This is a genomic window from Streptomyces sp. NPDC001137 (genome assembly GCF_040298885.1).
In the GTDB taxonomy this organism is placed as follows: domain Bacteria; phylum Actinomycetota; class Actinomycetes; order Streptomycetales; family Streptomycetaceae; genus Streptomyces.
Map to the genome: position 1 here is coordinate 37199 of NZ_JBEPBA010000009.1, position 16690 is coordinate 53888.

14 protein-coding genes are annotated in these 16690 nt (G+C 70.7%); 4 read left to right on the forward strand and 10 right to left on the reverse strand.

All coding sequences use genetic code 11. From position 1 onward, the window contains the following. Positions 1-67 precede the first annotated feature (67 nt). The 3 genes from ligD to ABT254_RS19360 are packed head-to-tail and all read right to left on the reverse strand — an operon-like array spanning position 68 to position 2582. On the reverse strand, positions 68-1078 hold the full coding sequence (gene ligD, locus ABT254_RS19350; protein ID WP_351471244.1) for a non-homologous end-joining DNA ligase: 1011 nt from the start codon (positions 1076-1078) through the stop codon (positions 68-70). A 6-nt stretch (positions 1079-1084) separates the two neighbouring features. Then, positions 1085-1696, reverse strand: a complete 612-nt coding sequence (locus tag ABT254_RS19355; RefSeq protein ID WP_351471247.1) for a DNA polymerase ligase N-terminal domain-containing protein — start codon at positions 1694-1696, stop codon at positions 1085-1087. Between the two features lie 55 nt (positions 1697-1751). Beyond that, the gene (locus ABT254_RS19360) at positions 1752-2582 is read right to left on the reverse strand and encodes an aldo/keto reductase (RefSeq protein WP_351471250.1); all 831 of its coding nucleotides are present in this window, start codon (positions 2580-2582) and stop codon (positions 1752-1754) included. 97 nt (positions 2583-2679) lie between these two features. Here ABT254_RS19360 and ABT254_RS19365 point away from each other — a divergent pair, with 97 nt between their 5' ends. Beyond that, positions 2680-3744, forward strand: coding sequence for a LacI family DNA-binding transcriptional regulator (locus ABT254_RS19365; protein WP_351471253.1), 1065 nt, complete (start codon positions 2680-2682; stop codon positions 3742-3744). A 562-nt stretch (positions 3745-4306) separates the two neighbouring features. On the opposite strand, the gene ABT254_RS19370 is transcribed toward ABT254_RS19365, so the two are convergent. The 4 genes from ABT254_RS19370 to ABT254_RS19385 are packed head-to-tail and all read right to left on the reverse strand — an operon-like array spanning position 4307 to position 8908. Then, complete coding sequence (locus ABT254_RS19370; protein WP_351471256.1) at positions 4307-5683, reverse strand: glycoside hydrolase family 32 protein; 1377 nt, start codon at positions 5681-5683, stop codon at positions 4307-4309. Continuing rightward, positions 5680-6534, reverse strand: coding sequence for a carbohydrate ABC transporter permease (locus ABT254_RS19375; RefSeq protein ID WP_351471259.1), 855 nt, complete (start codon positions 6532-6534; stop codon positions 5680-5682). Before ABT254_RS19375 ends, ABT254_RS19370 begins: the two co-directional genes overlap by 4 nt. A 14-nt stretch (positions 6535-6548) precedes the next feature. Further along, on the reverse strand, positions 6549-7502 hold the full coding sequence (locus tag ABT254_RS19380) for a carbohydrate ABC transporter permease (RefSeq protein ID WP_351471262.1): 954 nt from the start codon (positions 7500-7502) through the stop codon (positions 6549-6551). Further along, a complete protein-coding gene (locus ABT254_RS19385; protein ID WP_351471265.1) occupies positions 7499-8908 on the reverse strand; it encodes an extracellular solute-binding protein in 1410 nt (469 codons plus the stop codon). The genes ABT254_RS19380 and ABT254_RS19385 overlap by 4 nt, the downstream gene beginning before the upstream one ends. A 168-nt stretch (positions 8909-9076) precedes the next feature. Here ABT254_RS19385 and ABT254_RS19390 point away from each other — a divergent pair, with 168 nt between their 5' ends. From ABT254_RS19390 to ABT254_RS19400, 3 genes are all read left to right on the forward strand, one after another. Further along, positions 9077-10624, forward strand: a complete 1548-nt coding sequence (locus tag ABT254_RS19390; RefSeq protein ID WP_351471987.1) for a glycoside hydrolase family 32 protein — start codon at positions 9077-9079, stop codon at positions 10622-10624. 83 nt (positions 10625-10707) lie between these two features. Further along, positions 10708-11265 (forward strand): HEAT repeat domain-containing protein, encoded by a 558-nt coding sequence (locus tag ABT254_RS19395; protein WP_351471268.1) that lies wholly within the window; start codon positions 10708-10710, stop codon positions 11263-11265. Between the two features lie 398 nt (positions 11266-11663). Then, positions 11664-12638 (forward strand): TauD/TfdA dioxygenase family protein, encoded by a 975-nt coding sequence (locus tag ABT254_RS19400; protein WP_351471270.1) that lies wholly within the window; start codon positions 11664-11666, stop codon positions 12636-12638. A gap of 9 nt (positions 12639-12647) precedes the next feature. Here ABT254_RS19400 and ABT254_RS19405 read toward each other — a convergent pair whose 3' ends face one another. The 3 genes from ABT254_RS19405 to ABT254_RS19415 all read right to left on the reverse strand — a co-directional run bounded on the left by ABT254_RS19405 (position 12648) and on the right by ABT254_RS19415 (position 16505). Then, a complete protein-coding gene (locus ABT254_RS19405) occupies positions 12648-13682 on the reverse strand; it encodes an LLM class flavin-dependent oxidoreductase (RefSeq protein WP_351471273.1) in 1035 nt (344 codons plus the stop codon). Between the two features lie 99 nt (positions 13683-13781). Continuing rightward, positions 13782-15287 carry a metallophosphoesterase family protein gene (locus ABT254_RS19410; RefSeq protein WP_351471276.1) on the reverse strand — a complete coding sequence of 502 codons (1506 nt, stop codon included), beginning with the start codon at positions 15285-15287 and terminating at the stop codon, positions 13782-13784. Positions 15288-15581: 294 nt separating this feature from the next. Beyond that, positions 15582-16505: an MHYT domain-containing protein gene (locus ABT254_RS19415; RefSeq protein ID WP_351471279.1), complete on the reverse strand. Its 924-nt coding sequence runs from the start codon at positions 16503-16505 to the stop codon at positions 15582-15584. Positions 16506-16690: the final 185 nt, after the last annotated feature.

A 16690-nucleotide genomic window follows, 5' to 3' on the forward strand; every position in this document is an offset into this window, starting at 1 on the left:
CGGAACGAGACAATCCGGCCCGGAACTCCTTGAGTTGGCCATCTCTCCCTCTCACATGGGCGCTCTCTCAGGTGCCCGGCCGCTCCCGCACGACGTCCTCGGGTTTCTTGTCGTCCCGCAGACCGAGGAACCGCGGATGCCGCAGCATCCCGTCCCGCGTCCACTCGGTGAAGTCGATCTGCGCGACCAGTGCCGGCCGCACCCACCGGGCGCCCGCCTCACGCACCCGGCCCTCGAACGGCGGGTCGGCGGCGCGCAGTTCGTCCAGTTGCTCCCGCAGCGAGAGCAGCGTGGCGCGGTCGAAGCCGGTGCCGACCTTGCCCGCGTACCGCAGTTTCCCGTGTTCCTGGTAGCCGAGGAGCAAGGCCCCCAGGCCGACCCGGCTGCCCGCGGGTTCGGTGAACCCGCCGACGACGAATTCCTGCCCCTGGGAGCACTTGAGCTTCAGCCAGTCGGTGGAGCGGCGCGGCTGGTAGTCGCCGTCGGCCCGCTTGGCGATCAGGCCTTCCCAGCCGCGGGCGCAGGAGGCGGCCAGCAGGTCGGCGCCGCCCTCGTTGCGGTGGGAGGTCAGCCGCAGGGGAGCGCGGTAGGTCAGGGCGCGGCGCAACAGGGACTTGCGGGTCCTGAGCGGCAGCCGGGTGAGGTCCGCGCCCTCAAGTCCCAGCAGGTCGAACACGTAGTACGTCACCGCGACACCGCTCGCCTCGATGTCCGCCCGGCGTGTCAGGCCCATGCGCTGCTGGAGCCGGGCGAAGTCGGTGCGGCCCCGGGTGAAGGCGACGACCTCCCCGTCCACGGTGAAGTCCGTGCAGGACTGGGCGGCCAGCGCCTCGACGATCTCCGGGTACGTGTCGTTGAGGCGGCGCCCCGTGCGGGACAGCAGCGTGACCCGACCGCCGTCCCGCACCGCCAGCAGCCGTACGCCGTCCAGCTTCCGTTCGAAGATCCAGCCGCTGTCGAAGTCCCGCCGGTCACTGAGCGTGGCGAGCATCGGCCGGGCGGCCAGCTCCGCGCCCGGCCGCCCCGTGCGCAGCAGCTCCGGTTCCTTGTCCGGGAGCGAGTCCAGCAGGCCGGACACCCTCGCTCACTGCTCCTCGGCGGCCGCCGCGACCTGGGCGAGCGTCCGGCCACTGCTGACCGAGCGGGCCCGGCGCGGATCAGGCGTCCCGTGCCCGTGGGCCCCGCCGCCCGCCTTCACCAGCAGCCAGGCTTCCTCGGTGTCCCCGTCCTTGCCGCCGCGGAAGCGGGTGAGGGCGTACTCGCCGTGCAGCTTCGACCCCTTGAGGCGGAAGCGGGCATGTCCGCGCTCGAGCGACTCCCCGAAGTCGACGGGCCGCCCCTTGCTGTCGTGGCTGAGGGGCTCGTAGCTGCCGTGGTCCCACACGATCACGGTGCCGCCGCCGTACTCGCCCCGCGGGATCACGCCCTCGAACTCCTCGTACTCCAGCGGATGGTCCTCCGTGGGCACTGCGAGCCGTTTGTCCTGCGGATCGCCGGAGGGGCCCTTCGGGATCGACCACGACTTCAGTACGTCGCCGACCTGCAGCCGGAAGTCGAAGTGCATGGTGCTGGCGTCATGGATCTGCACCACGAACCGCGGCTCGGCACCCGGGGCGGCAGACCGCCCCTGCGGCTCCTTGGTCCGCCCGAAGTCACGCTTGCCGCGATACTCCCGCAGCCGGTCCCGCTCACCCACCTCCGGCTCCTTTCATGCGTCCTGCCTCGTGGGCCCCGGGTACCCGGCGGACGGCTCAGAACTCCTCGTGCACCTCAGGATCCCCGCCGAGACGCCGGTGAGCCCGGTCGGCGATCGCGTCCAGCTGGGCGGGGTCCAGTTCGAAGCCGAAGACGTCGAGGTTCGCCCGCTGCCGCTCGGGGTTCGAGGACTTCGGGATGGGCACCGCGCCCAGCTGGGTGTGCCAGCGCAGGACCACCTGGGCGGGTGTCACCCCGAAGGATTCCGCGATGCCGGCGATGACGGGGTCGTCGAGCAGGCCCTCGCCGCGGCCGAGGGGTGTCCAGCTCTCGGTGCGGATGCCCTTGGCCGTGTGGAAGGCGCGCAGCTCGTCCTGCGGGAAGAAGGGGTGCAGTTCGATCTGGTTGACGGACGGCAGTACCCCGGTCTCCTTCTCCAGCCGTTCGATGTGCTCGACGGTGAAGTTGGAGACGCCGATGGAGCGGACCAGGCCCTCCTCCCGCAGCTTGATCATGGCCCGCCACGAGTCGACGTACTTTCCGACCCGGGGGAGCGGCCAGTGGATCAGGTACAGGTCGACGTACTCCATGCCCAGCCGGCTGCGGGACTCCTCGAAGGAGGCCAGGGTCTCCTCGTAGCCGTGGTGCCGGCCCGGCAGCTTCGTCGTCACCACGACCTCCTCCCGGGGGACGTCACTGCGGGCGACACCCCGCCCGACTCCGGTCTCGTTGCCGTAGTTGGTGGCGGAGTCGACCAGGCGGTAGCCCAGGCCGAGGGCCTCGGAGACGGCCCGTTCGGCCTCCGCGTCGGACATCGGCCAGGTGCCCAGGCCGAGAGCGGGGAGAGTCGTGCCGTCGTTGAGCGTGTGCGTGGGGACGGTGATCACCGTGGGACCTTTCCCTCGACTGTGCCGTACCTCCAGCGTCACGGATAGGGTGAGCTGTGATCAACCGGACGGGTGGGGGATGAAGGCAGCGCACGGGATGGGCAGCACCGAGGACAAGGGCCCGGAGGGAACCGGACGGCCCACGTCACGCGACGTCGCCCGGCTCGCCGGCGTGTCGCACACCGCCGTCTCCTTCGTGTTCAACGGCCGTGCCGAAGGCAACCTCTCACCCGCCACCCAGGAGCGCATCCGGCAGGCCGCCGCCCAGCTCGGCTACCGGCCCGATCCCGTCGCCCGCGGCCTGAGGCGCCGCCGGACCGCCGTGATCGGCCTGGTCACCGATGAGATCGCCTCCTCGCCCTTCGCGGGCCGGCTGCTGCGCGGCGCCATGGAGACCGCCTGGGACAGCGAACACCTCGTCCTGACCGTCGACTCCGGCGGCGACCGGGACAAGGAGGACGCGGCCGTCGCCGAACTCCTCGACCGCCGCGTCGACGGCATCATCTACGCCGCCATGTCGCTGCGCCGGGTCCGCGTCCCCGAGGGCCTGCACCGCACCCACTCCGTCCTCGCCAACTGCCTGCCCGAGGACGACTCCCTGCCCGCCGTCATCCCCGCCGAGCGCGCCGGGGGCCGCACGGCGGCCCGGCTGCTGCTGGAGGAAGGCCACCGCAAGGTCGCCATGATCGGCGGCACGGACGACATCGCGTCGGTCGAGCGGCTGCGCGGCTTCCGGGACACCCTGCGCGCCGAGGGGATCACCGTGCCCAAGGAGTGGGTCGTGCGCAGCGGCGGCGAGATCTCCGGCGGATACCAGGGCGCGCTGCGCATCCTCGACGGCGCTCCGGCCGACCGGCGCCCGACCGGCGTCTTCTGCTACAACGACCGGGTCGCGGCGGGCGTCCTGCACGCCGCGACCCGCCTCGGCATCGCCGTCCCCGGCGACCTCTCGGTGATCGGCTACGACGACCAGGAGCACATGGCCGCCTTCCTCACCCCGCCCCTGACCACGGTCGCGCTGCCCCACCGGGCCATGGGCGAGGCGGCCGCCAGGCTGCTGCTGGACGCCATCGACACCGGAAGGACACCCCCCGCCGGCGTGCGGCGCCTGGCCTGCCCGGTGATCACTCGAGCGTCGGTGGGACCGGCTCCCACCTGGTGACGGCGGTCCCTGCTGTGACGGGGTCGGGCCCGTCGCGGGGGCGCGGGCGGGCCCGTCCGGCGGTCGCTCGGGCGCCGGACCTGCTCCCGCCCGGTGGCGGCCTCCGCTTTCCCCGCCACGACCAGGTCCGCCTATTGCCGGGGCGCGGAGAGACCTGCCCGGTGGTCACTCGGGCGTCGGTGGACCGGTGCCCATCCGGTGACGGGGCTCCCTGCTGTGACGGGGTTGGGCCCATCACGGGGGGCGCGGGGCTGTGCGGTAATCATGTGGGCGTAGGCGGGACCGGTGCTCATCCGGTAACGGCGTTCCCTGCTGTGACGGGGTTGGACCCATCACGGGGGGCGCGGGCCCGTCCGGTGGTCACGTGGGCGTCGGTGGGGCCGGCTCCCACCTGGTGACGGCGTTCCCTGCTGCGATGGGGACGGGCCCGTCGCGGGGGCGAGGAGGGACCCGTCCGGTGATCATTCGGGCTCGGGCCGGCTTCGATCCGGTGATGGCTTCCGCTTTTCTCGCTACGACCGGGTCCGCCCATTGCCGGGGCGTGGGTGGACCCGCTCGGTGGTCACTTGGGCGTAGGTGGGACCAGTTCCCATCCGGTGACGGCTTCCGCGTTGCCCGCCACGACCAGCTCGCGCACATCGCCGGGGCGCGGATAGACCCGCTCGGTGACGGTGAGCCGGTCGTCGACGAACAGCTCGAACAGTGAACCGTCGACAAGCATCCGCACCTGCCGGGCGGGCGCCCGCACCACGATCGGTGCCGACCCGTCGGGCCGGGTCCGCGGCCAGTCGCTGCGATCCAGCGTCACGGTGCCCTCGTCCGGATCCAGCCGGACCGTGAGCCGCGCGCCCGCGGCCGACCTCAGCAGACCCACGGTGGTCCGCCCGCCTGCGGTGACGGTCAGGTCGTACGACTGAGGGAGGGCCACCCGGGCGGGCGCGGTGACGAACGGCTCGGCCGCGCGCAGGAGTTGGAGCTCCGGCGCCGGTACGACCCGCAGCGCGCCGTCCGGATGGACGTCCACGACGCGCGGCGCGGTGAGCACCCCTGCCCAGCCGGCGCGCTCGACCTCGCCGTGCGCGCGGGACTCCCAGGACCAGCCCCACATCAGGGCCCGGTCCGGCTCCTGGAGCACGGCAGGCGCGTAGAAGTCCCGCCCGTGGTCGAGCCGTCCGCCGGTCCGCGCCTCGAACCGCAACTCCTCCTCGCCGTACGGGTGCAGACGACCCGTCAGATAGCCGGTGGAACAAGGGTCGCCGTCCCACAGCGACAGCACGAGCACCCACTCGCCGCTCGCCGTCGCGTACAGCTGGGGGCACTCCCAGCCGACCGCCTTGTCCCCGAAGACGTCCGCGGCGACGGGGTCGTTGCCGTCGAGGAGCACCCCGGCGAAACGCCAGTGGAGCAGGTCGTCGCAGTCGTACAGCAGCACCGACGGGGTCCCGTCCGCATGCCCCGCACCAACCAGCGCCCATCTCCGCCCGCCGTGGCGGAACACGAACGGATCACGGAACATCACCACGTCCAGACCGGCGGGCGGGCCGGTCACCACGGGTGTCGGCAGCGGTTTCCAGTCGGTCAGCGTCTCGTCGTCCGGGACGACCGCCCGGGCCAGACAGATGGTGCCCAGGCCGGTGTGGTGGCGGTCGACGCCGGTGTACACGGCGGTCGGCACACCGTCGTCGTCGACCACGCAGCCGGACCAGCAGCCCGCCTCGTCCGGGCCGCCGGGTGTCGGGGCGAGCGCGACCGGATGGTGCTCCCAGTGCGCGAGGTCGGCGCTGGAGGCATGACCCCAGTGGACGTTCGTGTGCACGGGTGCGTCGGGGTTGTGCTGGTAGAAGAGGTGGTAGCGGTCCCGTCGGCGGAACGGCCCGTTGGGGTCGTTGATCCAGCCGGCGGGCGGACGGACCCTGAAGCGCGGGGCGTCGTTGCTCAACGATTGACTCCTGCGGACGTGATGCCCTCACGCAGAGGGCGCTGGCCGACGACGAACACGGCGACGGCGGGGAGCATGGAGAGGACGACACCGGCGAGGACCACCGAGATGGAGCCGGTGCCCAGGTTGCCCTGGAGGGAGACCAGGCCCAGCGGCAGCGTGTAGTTCTGCCCGGAGGTCTCCAGGATCAGCGGCCGGAAGAACTCGTTCCAGTGGTAGTTGAAGGCCAGCACACCGACGATGGCGAGGCCGGGCGCGGCCAGCGGCGCATACACCGAGCGGAAGATCCGCCAGGGCCCGGCACCGTCCAGCATGGCCGCCTCGCCCAGGTCCTTGGGCATGCCCAGGAAGTACTGGCGCATCAGGAAGGTGCCGAACGCGGTCGGGAAGGCCGGAATGATCAGACCGAGCAGGGTGTCGGTCAGGCCCATCGACTTCAGCACCAGGAACACCGGCACGATGGTGACCTGGAGCGGCACCATCATCGTCGCAAGGACCAGCCCGAACAGGGGCTTCTTGAAACGGAATTCGAGGCGTGCGAACGCATACCCGGCAAGCCCCGCCGTGATCATCTGGCCGACCGCGATCAGCGCGGTCACCAGCGTCGAGTTCAGGGCGAGCAGCCACACGTCGATCTGGCCGAACACTCCTCGGTAGGCCTCTCCCGTCGGATGCGTAGGGATGATCTTCGGAGGCAGGTCGAAGGACTGGGCCGGGGTGCGCAGCGAGGTGGAGACGGTCCAGATGACCGGGCCGAGGGTCAGCAGCGCGCACACCGCCAGGGCGGCGATCCGTGCCCATGGCCCGAGGGAGTACCGGGCGCGGCTCAGGGACAGGCTTGCTTGGCTCATGGAGGTCACCCGGCTCACTGGTAGTGGACGAAACGCCGGCTGAGCCGGAACTGCAGGGCGGTCACCGCCATGATCAGCACGAACAGCAGCACGCCCACCGCGGACGCCTCGCCGAAGCGCAGCTGCTCGAACGCGGTCTCGTAGATGACCATCACGACGGTGCGGGTGGAGTCGCCGGGCCCGCCGTTGGTCAGCACATACGGCTGCTCGAAGACCTGCAGCGCGTTGATGACACCGACCACGGTCGCCACCAGCAGCGTCGGCGACAGCAGCGGCAGCGTCACATGCAGGTGCTTGCGCAGGCCGGTCGCACCGTCCAGGGAGGCGGCCTCGTGGACCTCCTTGGGGATGTTGTTCAGACCGCCGATGAACAGCAGGAACGAGAAGCCGAACTGCTGCCACACATAGACGATGATCACGGTCGCGAGCGCCGCGTGCTCCGAGGTCAGCCAGGGCACCGGCGAGATCCCGACCAGCCCGATCAGCCAGTTCACCACCCCGAAGTCCTGGTTGAACAGGTACTTCATCACCACGGAGATCGACGCGGCGGACAGCACCAGCGGAAAGAAGAACGCCGAGCGGAACACCGAACGCAGCCACACCGGCATCCGCCCGTTCAGGGTCAGCGCCAGCGCGAGGGCGATCAGCAGCTGCGCGGCGACCGCGAAGACCATGAACACGAGCGTGTTGAAGAAGGAGACCCGCACGGTGGAATCGGTGAAGACCTCACGGTAGTTGGCCGCCCCCGCGAAGCTGGGCGAGTCGATCACGTTCCAGTGGAACAGGCTCAGCACCACCGAGCCGAGGATCGGTACGACCGTGAACACGACGATGCCGACGATCGTGGGTGCGAGGAAGAGGGCGGCGAGCAGCCGGGTGCCGCGGGTGCGCAGGGGCGAGGTGCGCGCCACGTCGACGGCCGGTGTGGCGGCCCGCGGCCGTACGGCGGGAACCTGGGTGTTCGTCATGTGTCACGCTCCATGGCCTTCTCCAGGTCGCCCTGCATGCGGCGCAGTGCGGGGCGCACCGAGCGCGGGGAGGCAAGGGCGGTGCCGGTGTGCTTGAGCAGCACCTCGGTCACCTCGGCGACCTGCGGCGGGGCGGGGATCGGCCCGGTGTCGGGGAACTTGTCGAGGGTGTCGTAGAAGACCTGCCAGTGCTTCGGCCCGGTCTCCCGGTAGCGGGCGGCGGTCAGCATCGAGCGGCGCGCAGGGGTGGTCTGGTTGGTGTCGAACAGCCGCATCAGGGTGTCCCGGCGGGCGGCGTACTTGATGAACTCCCAGGCCTCGTCCTGCTTCTTGGAGGTCCGCAGCAGCGCATAGCCCGCCGCGCCGAACTGGTGGCGCTGGGTGCGCCAGCGCGGGAAGTACTGCACGTCGAAGGCGTCCGCCTGCATCCCGGCGAGGTGCAGTCCGCCGGCCCAGAAGCCGCCCGCCGGGGTGACACCCACCCGGCCGGTGGAGAACACGCCGACGAGGTTCTGGCCGTTGCCGCCCTCGGGGCGGGTGCACAGGCCCTCCTGGATGAGGGAGGCGAGGTAGTCGTACGCCTCCTCCACGCGTCCGGCGGTGGCCTGCGGGCGCGTCCAGCGGAAACCGCCGCCGCGGCCCTGCCGCTGGGCGGCCGGATAGAAGGAGTCCCACAGCCAGGCGCCGCCCGGCGCCTTGGACTCCGTGAGCAGATTGGTGCCGCCCGCGAAGAGCCAGGGCACCACGCCGCCCCACAGCCGGTTGGTCCAGAAGTACGGCGTGAACTGCGAGCCGCTCGACTTCTTCATGGCCCGCAGCAAGGCGGTGAAGTCCTCGCGGGTCCAGTCGGGCGCCGGGAAGTCCGCGCCCGCCCGCTCGAGCACCTGCCGGTTCAGATACATGTCGGCCGCGTTGAACTCGACGGGCAGCTGGTAGAGGTGCCCCTCGTACATCATCGACTCCACCAGCGAGGGGTGGACGTCGGCGAAGTACTCCTTGAGTTCGGCCGCGTCCCGCTGCACCCAGCGGTCCAGCGGGACCCCGAGGCGCTGCGCGAACAGCTGCACGCCCTCCGTGGCGACGTAGACGAGGTCGGGTGCGGTGCCCGCCGCGATCTGGGTGAGGATCTTCGCGAAGAAGTCGGACCAGTCGACGGCCTGTACGGCGTTGATCCGCAGCTTGATGTCGGGGTGCACTTTCCGGAAGCCCTCGGTGAGGGTGCGGATGGCCTCCGGGCCGTAGGCGGGCCCGAGGGTGGCGACGACGAGGGAGCCGTCGTCGCGGCCGGGGATGTCGGCTCCGGTGAGCCGGTCCCAGCTCGCGGCGGTGCCGGCCAGGGCGGCGGCCCCCGCTCCGTAGGCCCCGTACCGCAGCAGGCTGCGGCGGGTGACGTGCGAGTCGGTCATCCAACATGCCTAACTCGTGTTAGATCAGGGTCGATGCCCAGATGATGGGAAGCCCGCAACGGGCCTGTCAAGAGTCGTGCACCCCTTGACCTTTAACGAGTTAGGCCGCACAGTCCTGCACCACACGAGCCGCCGTTCTCCACTCGACGACGAGAGGAACGCAGAATGATGCGTGGGATGTCCCGCAGGGCCCTGCTGACCGGCACCACCGCCGGAGGAGCCGCCGCGCTGCTTCCCGCAGCACGGGCCACCGCCAAACCCAAGACGACCAGAGCCGGTTGCGCGAGCTACCGCGCCGCCTACCACTTCACGGTCCCCGACGCCTGGAAGAACGACCCCCAGCGCCCGGTCTGGATCGACGGCGAGTACCACTACTACTACCTCTACAACGCCGACTACCCCACTGGCCCCGTCGGCACGGCCTGGCGCCTGGCCACCAGCACCGACCTGGTCTCCTTCACCGACCGCGGGGTCGCCGTGCCGAAGGACACCACCCCCAACGGCGACGTCTGGTCGGGCTCGGCGGTGGTCGACACGGACAACACGGCAGGCTTCGGCGCCGGCGCGGTGATCGTCATCGCCACCATGTCGCCCGGCGGCGGAACCGACCACCAGGAGCAGTTCCTGTACTACTCCACCGACGGTGGCCGCACCTTCACCCACCACGGCACCGACCCGGTCCTGCCCAACCCCGGTGTCGCCGACTTCCGCGATCCCAAGGTGATCCGCGACAAGGACCGCGACCGCTGGGTGATGGCCCTCGCCGAGGGCACCAAGGTGGGCTTCTACCACTCCGCCGACCTCAAGTCCTGGACGTACGCCGGAGGATTCGTCAGGGACGGGATCGGCACGCTGGAATGTCCCGACCTGTTCCGCATCACCGCCGAGGACGGCACGGTGAAGTGGGTGCTGGGCGTCAGCGCCAACGGCAAGGGCTCGGGGCTGCCCAACACGTACGCGTACTGGACGGGCGCCTTCGACGGCAGCGCCTTCACCGCCGACGCCGCCGATCCGCAATGGCTCGACCACGGCTGGGACTGGTACGGCGCCGTCACCTTCGAGAAGCGGAACACCAACGGCACCCAGGACCCCGGCGTACGCTACGCGCTCGGCTGGCTGAACAACTGGGACTACGCGGGCACCACACCCACCATCGACTGCGACGGCTTCAACGGCACCGACTCGATCGTCCGCGAGCTCACCCTGAAGCGGGACTCCGCCGGCACCTACTACCTGGCCTCCCGGCCCGTCGCCGCCCTCGACGCGTATGTCTCCCGCACGGTGAACCTGGGCGACGTGACCGTCGACGGCACCAAGGTGCTCGACTACCAGGGCATCTCCTACGAGCTCACCACCGAGATCACCTGGGACCGACTCACGGGCGCCGGACTCCAGTTGCGCCGCTCACCCGACGGCGGCCGTCACATCGACGCCGGCATCTACAACGACTACGGCTTCCTCAACCGCCGCAACACCGTCAACCCGGACGCCTCCGGCAAGTGGCAGGAGAGCCACACCCCGTTCAGCCATTCCGCGGGCACGGTGAAGCTGCGCATCCTCGTGGACCGCACGTCCGTGGAGATGTACCTCGACGACGGCCGGTACGTGCACTCCAGCGAGGTGTTCCCGTACCTGGTCGACACCGGCCTGGCGCTGTTCACGATCGACGGGAAGGCGGTGTTCCGGAACACCGTCATACGGGAGTTCAGTATGTGAGTGCGGCCTCCCGCCCCGCGGAAAACCCTTTGGAGCCACCGCGGCCGGACGCGCAGACTCGACGAGGGAGGAAGGTGGACGACATGCCGACAGCCGAAACCGTCACCGGCGCCCTCGTCGACGCACTGGGCAGTGAGCCGCGGCGGCCGGGCGCCTTTCGGGAACTCCTGCGGCGCGGGGCGGAAGCCGTGCCCGACATCCGCCGAGGGCTGAGACATCCGCTTCCGCGGGTGCGGGAGGAATGCTGCAGGCTGCTGGACCAACTGCTGGTGCCCGAGGCGACGGACGACCTGACCGCCATGCTCGACGACCCGGACGCCCGGGTGCGGGTAGCGGCGCTCCACGCCCTGTCCTGCGACCGCTGCAAGCCGGACGCGGACGCCTGCCGCCCCGACCCCGCCGTACTCCAGCCCCGCGCGATCCAGCTCCTCCACCACGACCCGGACCCCCACGTCAGAGCCATGGCCACCGAACTCGTCGGGCTGTGGGTGCACACCACCCCGCAAGCCCTCGCCGCCCTGGTACGCGCCCACACCGAGGACCCCTCGCCGGCGGTACGCAAGAAGGCGGGCTGGTACACGCCCGGCGGCCCAGTCCACCGCCGGACGACGCCGAAGCCGGCACGTGCAGGACGGGCCTGATCCACAAGGGGGGCGCACGCCCGGCAGTTGAGGTCGGAGCGGCCTCAGGGCGGCGTGCCGGGCCGCGTTTCGGCAGCGATCCCGGTGCGCGCCGCGGAGAGGGCGCAGGGGGCCGCCGCCAGGGAAGGCGGGCTGGTACACGCCCGGCGGCCCTGTCCATCAGCGGACGGCGCTGAAGCACGTAGGTACCTCATGGGCTTGATCGACAGGAGGCTTCACTCGTCGTCCGGCAGTCGAGGGCGGGCCGGCCTCGACGGGCGGGCGGGTGGCGTCTCGGTAGCGCCCATGGGCGCGCTCAGGAGCGGGAGCAGGGCGCAGGACGTCCGGCGCATTCCCTGCGAAGATCGGATACGGCGATCGGCCGAGCGGAGCCGGTCAGGGTGATCGGCGGAGTGCGCATGGCGAATGAGCGGGACACGGTGACGGACGTCGGACGGGCCGCGGGCATCGAGGTGCAGCCGGTGGCCGGGCACATCGGGGCCGAGATCACGGACGTCGATCTGGCCGGTGACCTGGACGATGCCGTGGTCGCCGCGATCCGGGCGGCCGTGCTGCGCTGGAAGGTGGTGTTCTTCCGCGGGCAGCGGCTGGACCACGCCGGGCACGTGCGGTTCGCGCGCAGGTTCGGCGAACCCGTCGTGCTGCGCAAGCGGGGTAGCGCCTCGCCGCCGGACTTTCCCGAGGTGGAGACCACCGCCGACCGGCTGGAGCTGGGCGGAAGGTTCGGCATGGAGCACGAGGAGTGGCTGCAGCGCCGCCGGCACACCCTGCTGCGTGGCTGGCACTGCGACCACGGTGCCCGCATCGACCCGCCGGCCGCGACGATCCTGCGCGCCGAGACCGTCCCGCCGTACGGAGGCGACACGACGTGGTCGAACCTGGCGGCCGCGTACGCCGGACTGTCCGGCCCGGTGCGGGAGTTCGTGGACGGGCTGCGGGCCGAGCACCGGCTCGGCGTCGGCTACCAGCCGAGGCCCGGCGACGACGCCTACCTGCGGTACCTGCTGGACCATCAGGTCGCCTCCGTGCACCCCCTGGTGCGGGTGCACCCGGAGACGGGGGAGCGGGTGCTGTTCGTCAACGGCTACTACCTCGAGCAGATCACCGACGTCTCGCGTCCGGAGAGCCGGGCGCTGCTGGACATGCTGCTGGAGCAGGCGGTGCGGCCCGAGTACACGGTGCGCTTCCGCTGGGAGCCGGGCAGTGTGGCCTTCTGGGACAACCGGGCCACCATCCACCTCGCTCCCAGCGACAACGCCCACCTCGGCTTCCCCCGGATCATGCACCGGGTGATGCTCACGGGCGACGTCCCGGTCGGCGTGGACGGCCGGCCCTCGCAGCCGCTCGTCGGGACCGAACCCGGCCGCTGGTGACGCAGGCGCTCAAGCGGCGGGCTGCCAGCCGAGCGCCGGCCCGAGCCTCGTGGCCATGTCGGTGAGGATCTGCACATAGTCCTCGTGCTCGAAGGTGAACGGCAGCGCGAACGCCACCTCGTCCACCTCGCGGAACGCGGCATGGGCGTGGAGGCGTTCGGCGATCTCCTCGGAGCTGCCGACGATGTCCGGCGCGAACAGCAGTCGGGCCGGGCCCTGCGGCGAGGTCGTGCGAGGAGTGCGCTTGACGACGAACTCCTCGTACTTCGCGCGCTGTTCGGGCGAGGCGGAGTCGGTGGGGATGACGACCAGGCCCTGTGAGACGCGGGCCTCGTCGCCGTCGGGGTGATGGGCGCGGAAGGCGCGGATGTGGGACAGCTGGATCTCCGCGAAGTCGAGGTCCGACCCCTCATCCGCTCCCTCGGCCTTTACGACACTGCTGGTCAGGAAGTTCATGCCGTGCTCCCCGGCCCAACGCGCCGAACTCAGGCTGCCGCCGCCGTACCACAGCCGCCTGCCCAGGCCGGGGGAGTGCGGCTGCACCCGATCGCTGAACACCTCGAACCCTTCGACCCCGCTGAAGTCCGTGGCGCTCTTGCCGCGCACGAAGTCCAGCAGCCGCCGCACCCGCTCGTAGGAGAAGTCCTCGGCCTCCGCCGTGTCCGGGTACAGCGCCTCCTTGACCTGGTCGTAGTGCATCGGCGGGCCGACGCTGACGCCCGGGTTGATGCGGCCCCCGGACAGGATGTCGACCGTCGCCAGGTCCTCGGCCAGCCGCAACGGGTTCTCCCAGCCGAGCGGGATGACCGCCGTGCCGAGCTCGATACGGCTGGTGCGCTGCGAGGCGGCCGCCATGACGGCGACCGGGGACGAGATGCCGTACTGGAGGTGCCGGTGGCGCAGCCACGCGCTGTCGAAGCCGAGCCGCTCGCCCAGCTCGATGATCTCCAGCGTGGACTCGTGGCCGCGGCGCGGATCCGCCTCGCCGAACAGGCCGATGGTCAGGAAACCCAGCTTGCGCAGGGGGCGAGAGGTCGGCGGCACGGGCTCCTCCATGGTTGTTTGATGTATCAAGTATTACGGCGGTGCCAACCAGGCGGGCGCGGGAACTGTTCCCCGTACTCGGGTCAAGATCAGGTCATCTCAGGCCAGAGGAATGGTGACCTCGTCCTCGACGGGCGGTTCGATCTCCTGCGCACGGTTGCCGGTGGCCGCGTAGCAGCGCAGGTGGATCGCCTCCGGGGTGACGTCCAGGCGCAGGAACTGCTTGAAGAACGGCGGGCTGTACGTCGCCGAACCCGGCGAGAACAACTGCGTGTAGATCTTGCGCACCGGCAGACGGAAGCGTGACGTGCGGTCGGGGCGGCCGCCGGCACCGAGCAGACTGGCCACGATGCGGATACGGCGGGTGACGCGTACCGCTCCGCCCGGGGTGCGGGTCGGCGGGATGCCGAGCCGCTCGGCGATCACGGCCATCGCCTCGTCCTCGGTGAGGGTGAAGAAGCGGCGCAGGTGCAGCCGCCGCCCGTAGAGCCTGCTGTAGAAGGCGAGGGAATCGCCGCGCAGCGGATAACAGCGGAAGTCCTTCTCGGTGACGTCCGCGATGCCGACGCGGGGGATGGTGTGCGTGGCGTGCATGAACGCACCGCCGCCTCCCGAGACGACGTACTGGATGGTGCGGCCGTCCACCTGGACCGGGTAGCGCTGGTAGTTGTGGATGTCGCCGCCGATCGCCGCCACATAGTGGTGCTCGGGATCGCGGACGATGTCGTCGACGGTGCCGTTGCCGCCCTCGATGGCGCAGGGGTGGTGCTCACCGTCGACGTACAGGGGCGATCCGGTGATGAGGATCTTGGGGCGGGGGCCCTTGGAGACCTCGCGCAGCCAGGCGCCCTGCTCGGCGTCGATCGTGCCGAGCAGGCCGGTGTCGATGCCAATGATCCGCACGGGGCCGGCATCGATGGCCCAGTACGGCCCCGGCTGGACAGCCTCTTGGGCCTGCGCGGAGCGCAACTGACGTGCCTCGTCCAGGCGTTGACCGTCGCCGACGCGCGGCCGGTGCCACAGGAGCGAGCGCATCCAGGCCCGGCTCAGGGGGCGCGGGGCCGGCTCGGGGGCGAGGGGCGGGGCGTCCGCGCAGAAGACGCGCATGAAAGCGCCGAGGTCCTCGTACCAGTCGTGGTTGCCGGGTATCGCGTAGATCGGCGCCTGGTAGTCCTGGTAGGGGCGGAAGAATTTCGTGGCATAGTCGTCCGCGCTGCCCACCGGGTAGATGACGTCGCTGGCGATGACGGCGAAGTCCGTGCCCTGACCGACCTTCAGAAACCCTGGTAGGACCGCGTACTGGGGATCGTCGCCCTCACCGGTGTCGCCGATGACCATGAAGGAGAACCGGTCCGCCTCGGTGCGCCGGATCACCTTGTCGGCGGGCGCGCCGGCCGCCTCGCGCTGTGCCACCCATCTGCTGCGGGTACGGCCCGTGGGGTCCCCGAACCAGGAGGCCAGTACGCCGTTGCGGGCGGCCCACAGCGTCCTGGGATTGAGCCACGAGAGCTTCTCGACGTGCTGCGGCATCAGCCGCTTGTAGTCGCCGCGTTGTGTGGTGCCCCAGCCGGCGCCCTGGGCGGTATCGCGTGAAGAGTCAGACACCGGTGAACCGTAACAACGACCAGGTGGTGGACGGGAAGAGGGTGCGGGCAGTCGGCGCGCCGGGCCGGGGCGTGCCTGGGGCCGTCGGGACCCGCACGGAGGGGGCGGTGCCGCGCGGCAACTCGCTGCGGTGCTACGGCAGTCGGATCGCCGAAGCCGCCAAGGGGCCGACGTGTTCGGCGACTTGTCTTCCGAACTCGGTGTGCGGTGCGCATCGAGCCGCCGCCGCGGGCGCCGCGCGGCGCACCCGGCTTGGGACCGCCGTCCCCTACGCCCGCGGCATCCAGCCGCAGTTCACCACTCGTGGCTGGGCGGCGGTGCCCACTGCGGCGCGGGCGGCGTTACTGCCCCGTACTGATCCTGCCGGGGCCGCGCGGGAGCCACTCGTCCGCCGAACGGGGCGATGCTGTGCTGCGGCGCGGGCTCTGCCGCCCGGTCGGCCACGGAGGTTCGTCGAGCTGGGGCCGACTTGTTCCACTCGCCGTCGCCGAGGACCAGAAGCGGGTCGAACATGACCACCACACCGGCCAGCAGCAGGAAGACGGTCGGGCCCAGGAGCATGGGCAGCAGTAAGGAGGTGGGTGAATCGCCCGTCCAGGCCCGATCGCCGTCGCCGTGCACATGGACGCTGACGGCGGCCATGGCCGTGTAGTGCATGCCGGACACCGCAATCCCCATGACCAGACTGGCCCCGAGACTCGTCATGAAGCCGCGGACGGTGACAGCCGCCCACAGTGCGGCGGTCGCGGCGACGATCGCGATGACGACGGACAGGGCGACCGTGAGCGGGTCGTACCGCATGTCCCCGTTGACCTCCATCGCCGCCATGCCGAGGTAGTGCATCGTGGCGACGCCGATACCGGTGACCATGCCCGCCACACCCAACGTGACCTTGCCGGCGCCCCGGTAGCCGACGATGAACACGCCGATGCCGACCACGACGATCGACACGGCCAGGCTGAGCAGAGTGAGCCCGGTGTCGTAACGGATCCCCGTCTCCTTGACCTGGAATCCGAGCATGGCGATGAAGTGCATCGTCCAGATCCCGCAGCCGATCGAAGCGGCGCCGAGCGCCAGCCAACCGGGCTTCCAGGACTCCGCGTTCAGCAGGGAGCGGACGATGCAGCGCAGTCCCAGCGCCCCTCCCAGGCAGGCCATCAGATAGGCCGCCACCGGGGTCACCGCACCATAGCGGAACCCGTCAATCGTGCCCTGCATCTGCCAACTCCCCCCAGAGCCCTGGCAATTCGTGGAGCCAGGTCTACGGGTAAGAGTCGCGTAAACGCAAGGGATTACCATTGGTAACTGAATAATTCTCAACTACCAGGGGTTGACTCCGGTCACCAGGGGGCGATTTCCAGCCAAGCAACAGCGGAGAAGACGTGCTCCGGATGGGTCTTCTG

What these genes read in the sequence shown, in the direction of transcription:
- ABT254_RS19385 (WP_351471265.1), bottom strand. Translation starts at nt 8,908, where the DNA reads ATGACCGACTCGCACGTCACCCGCCGCAGCCTGCTGCGGTACGGGGCC.
- ABT254_RS19380 (WP_351471262.1), bottom strand. Translation starts at nt 7,502, where the DNA reads ATGACGAACACCCAGGTTCCCGCCGTACGGCCGCGGGCCGCCACACCG.
- ABT254_RS19375 (WP_351471259.1), bottom strand. Translation starts at nt 6,534, where the DNA reads ATGAGCCAAGCAAGCCTGTCCCTGAGCCGCGCCCGGTACTCCCTCGGG.
- ABT254_RS19365 (WP_351471253.1), top strand. Translation starts at nt 2,680, where the DNA reads ATGGGCAGCACCGAGGACAAGGGCCCGGAGGGAACCGGACGGCCCACG.
- ABT254_RS19390 (WP_351471987.1), top strand. Translation starts at nt 9,077, where the DNA reads ATGCGTGGGATGTCCCGCAGGGCCCTGCTGACCGGCACCACCGCCGGA.
- ABT254_RS19395 (WP_351471268.1), top strand. Translation starts at nt 10,708, where the DNA reads ATGCCGACAGCCGAAACCGTCACCGGCGCCCTCGTCGACGCACTGGGC.
- ABT254_RS19400 (WP_351471270.1), top strand. Translation starts at nt 11,664, where the DNA reads ATGGCGAATGAGCGGGACACGGTGACGGACGTCGGACGGGCCGCGGGC.
- ABT254_RS19415 (WP_351471279.1), bottom strand. Translation starts at nt 16,505, where the DNA reads ATGCAGGGCACGATTGACGGGTTCCGCTATGGTGCGGTGACCCCGGTG.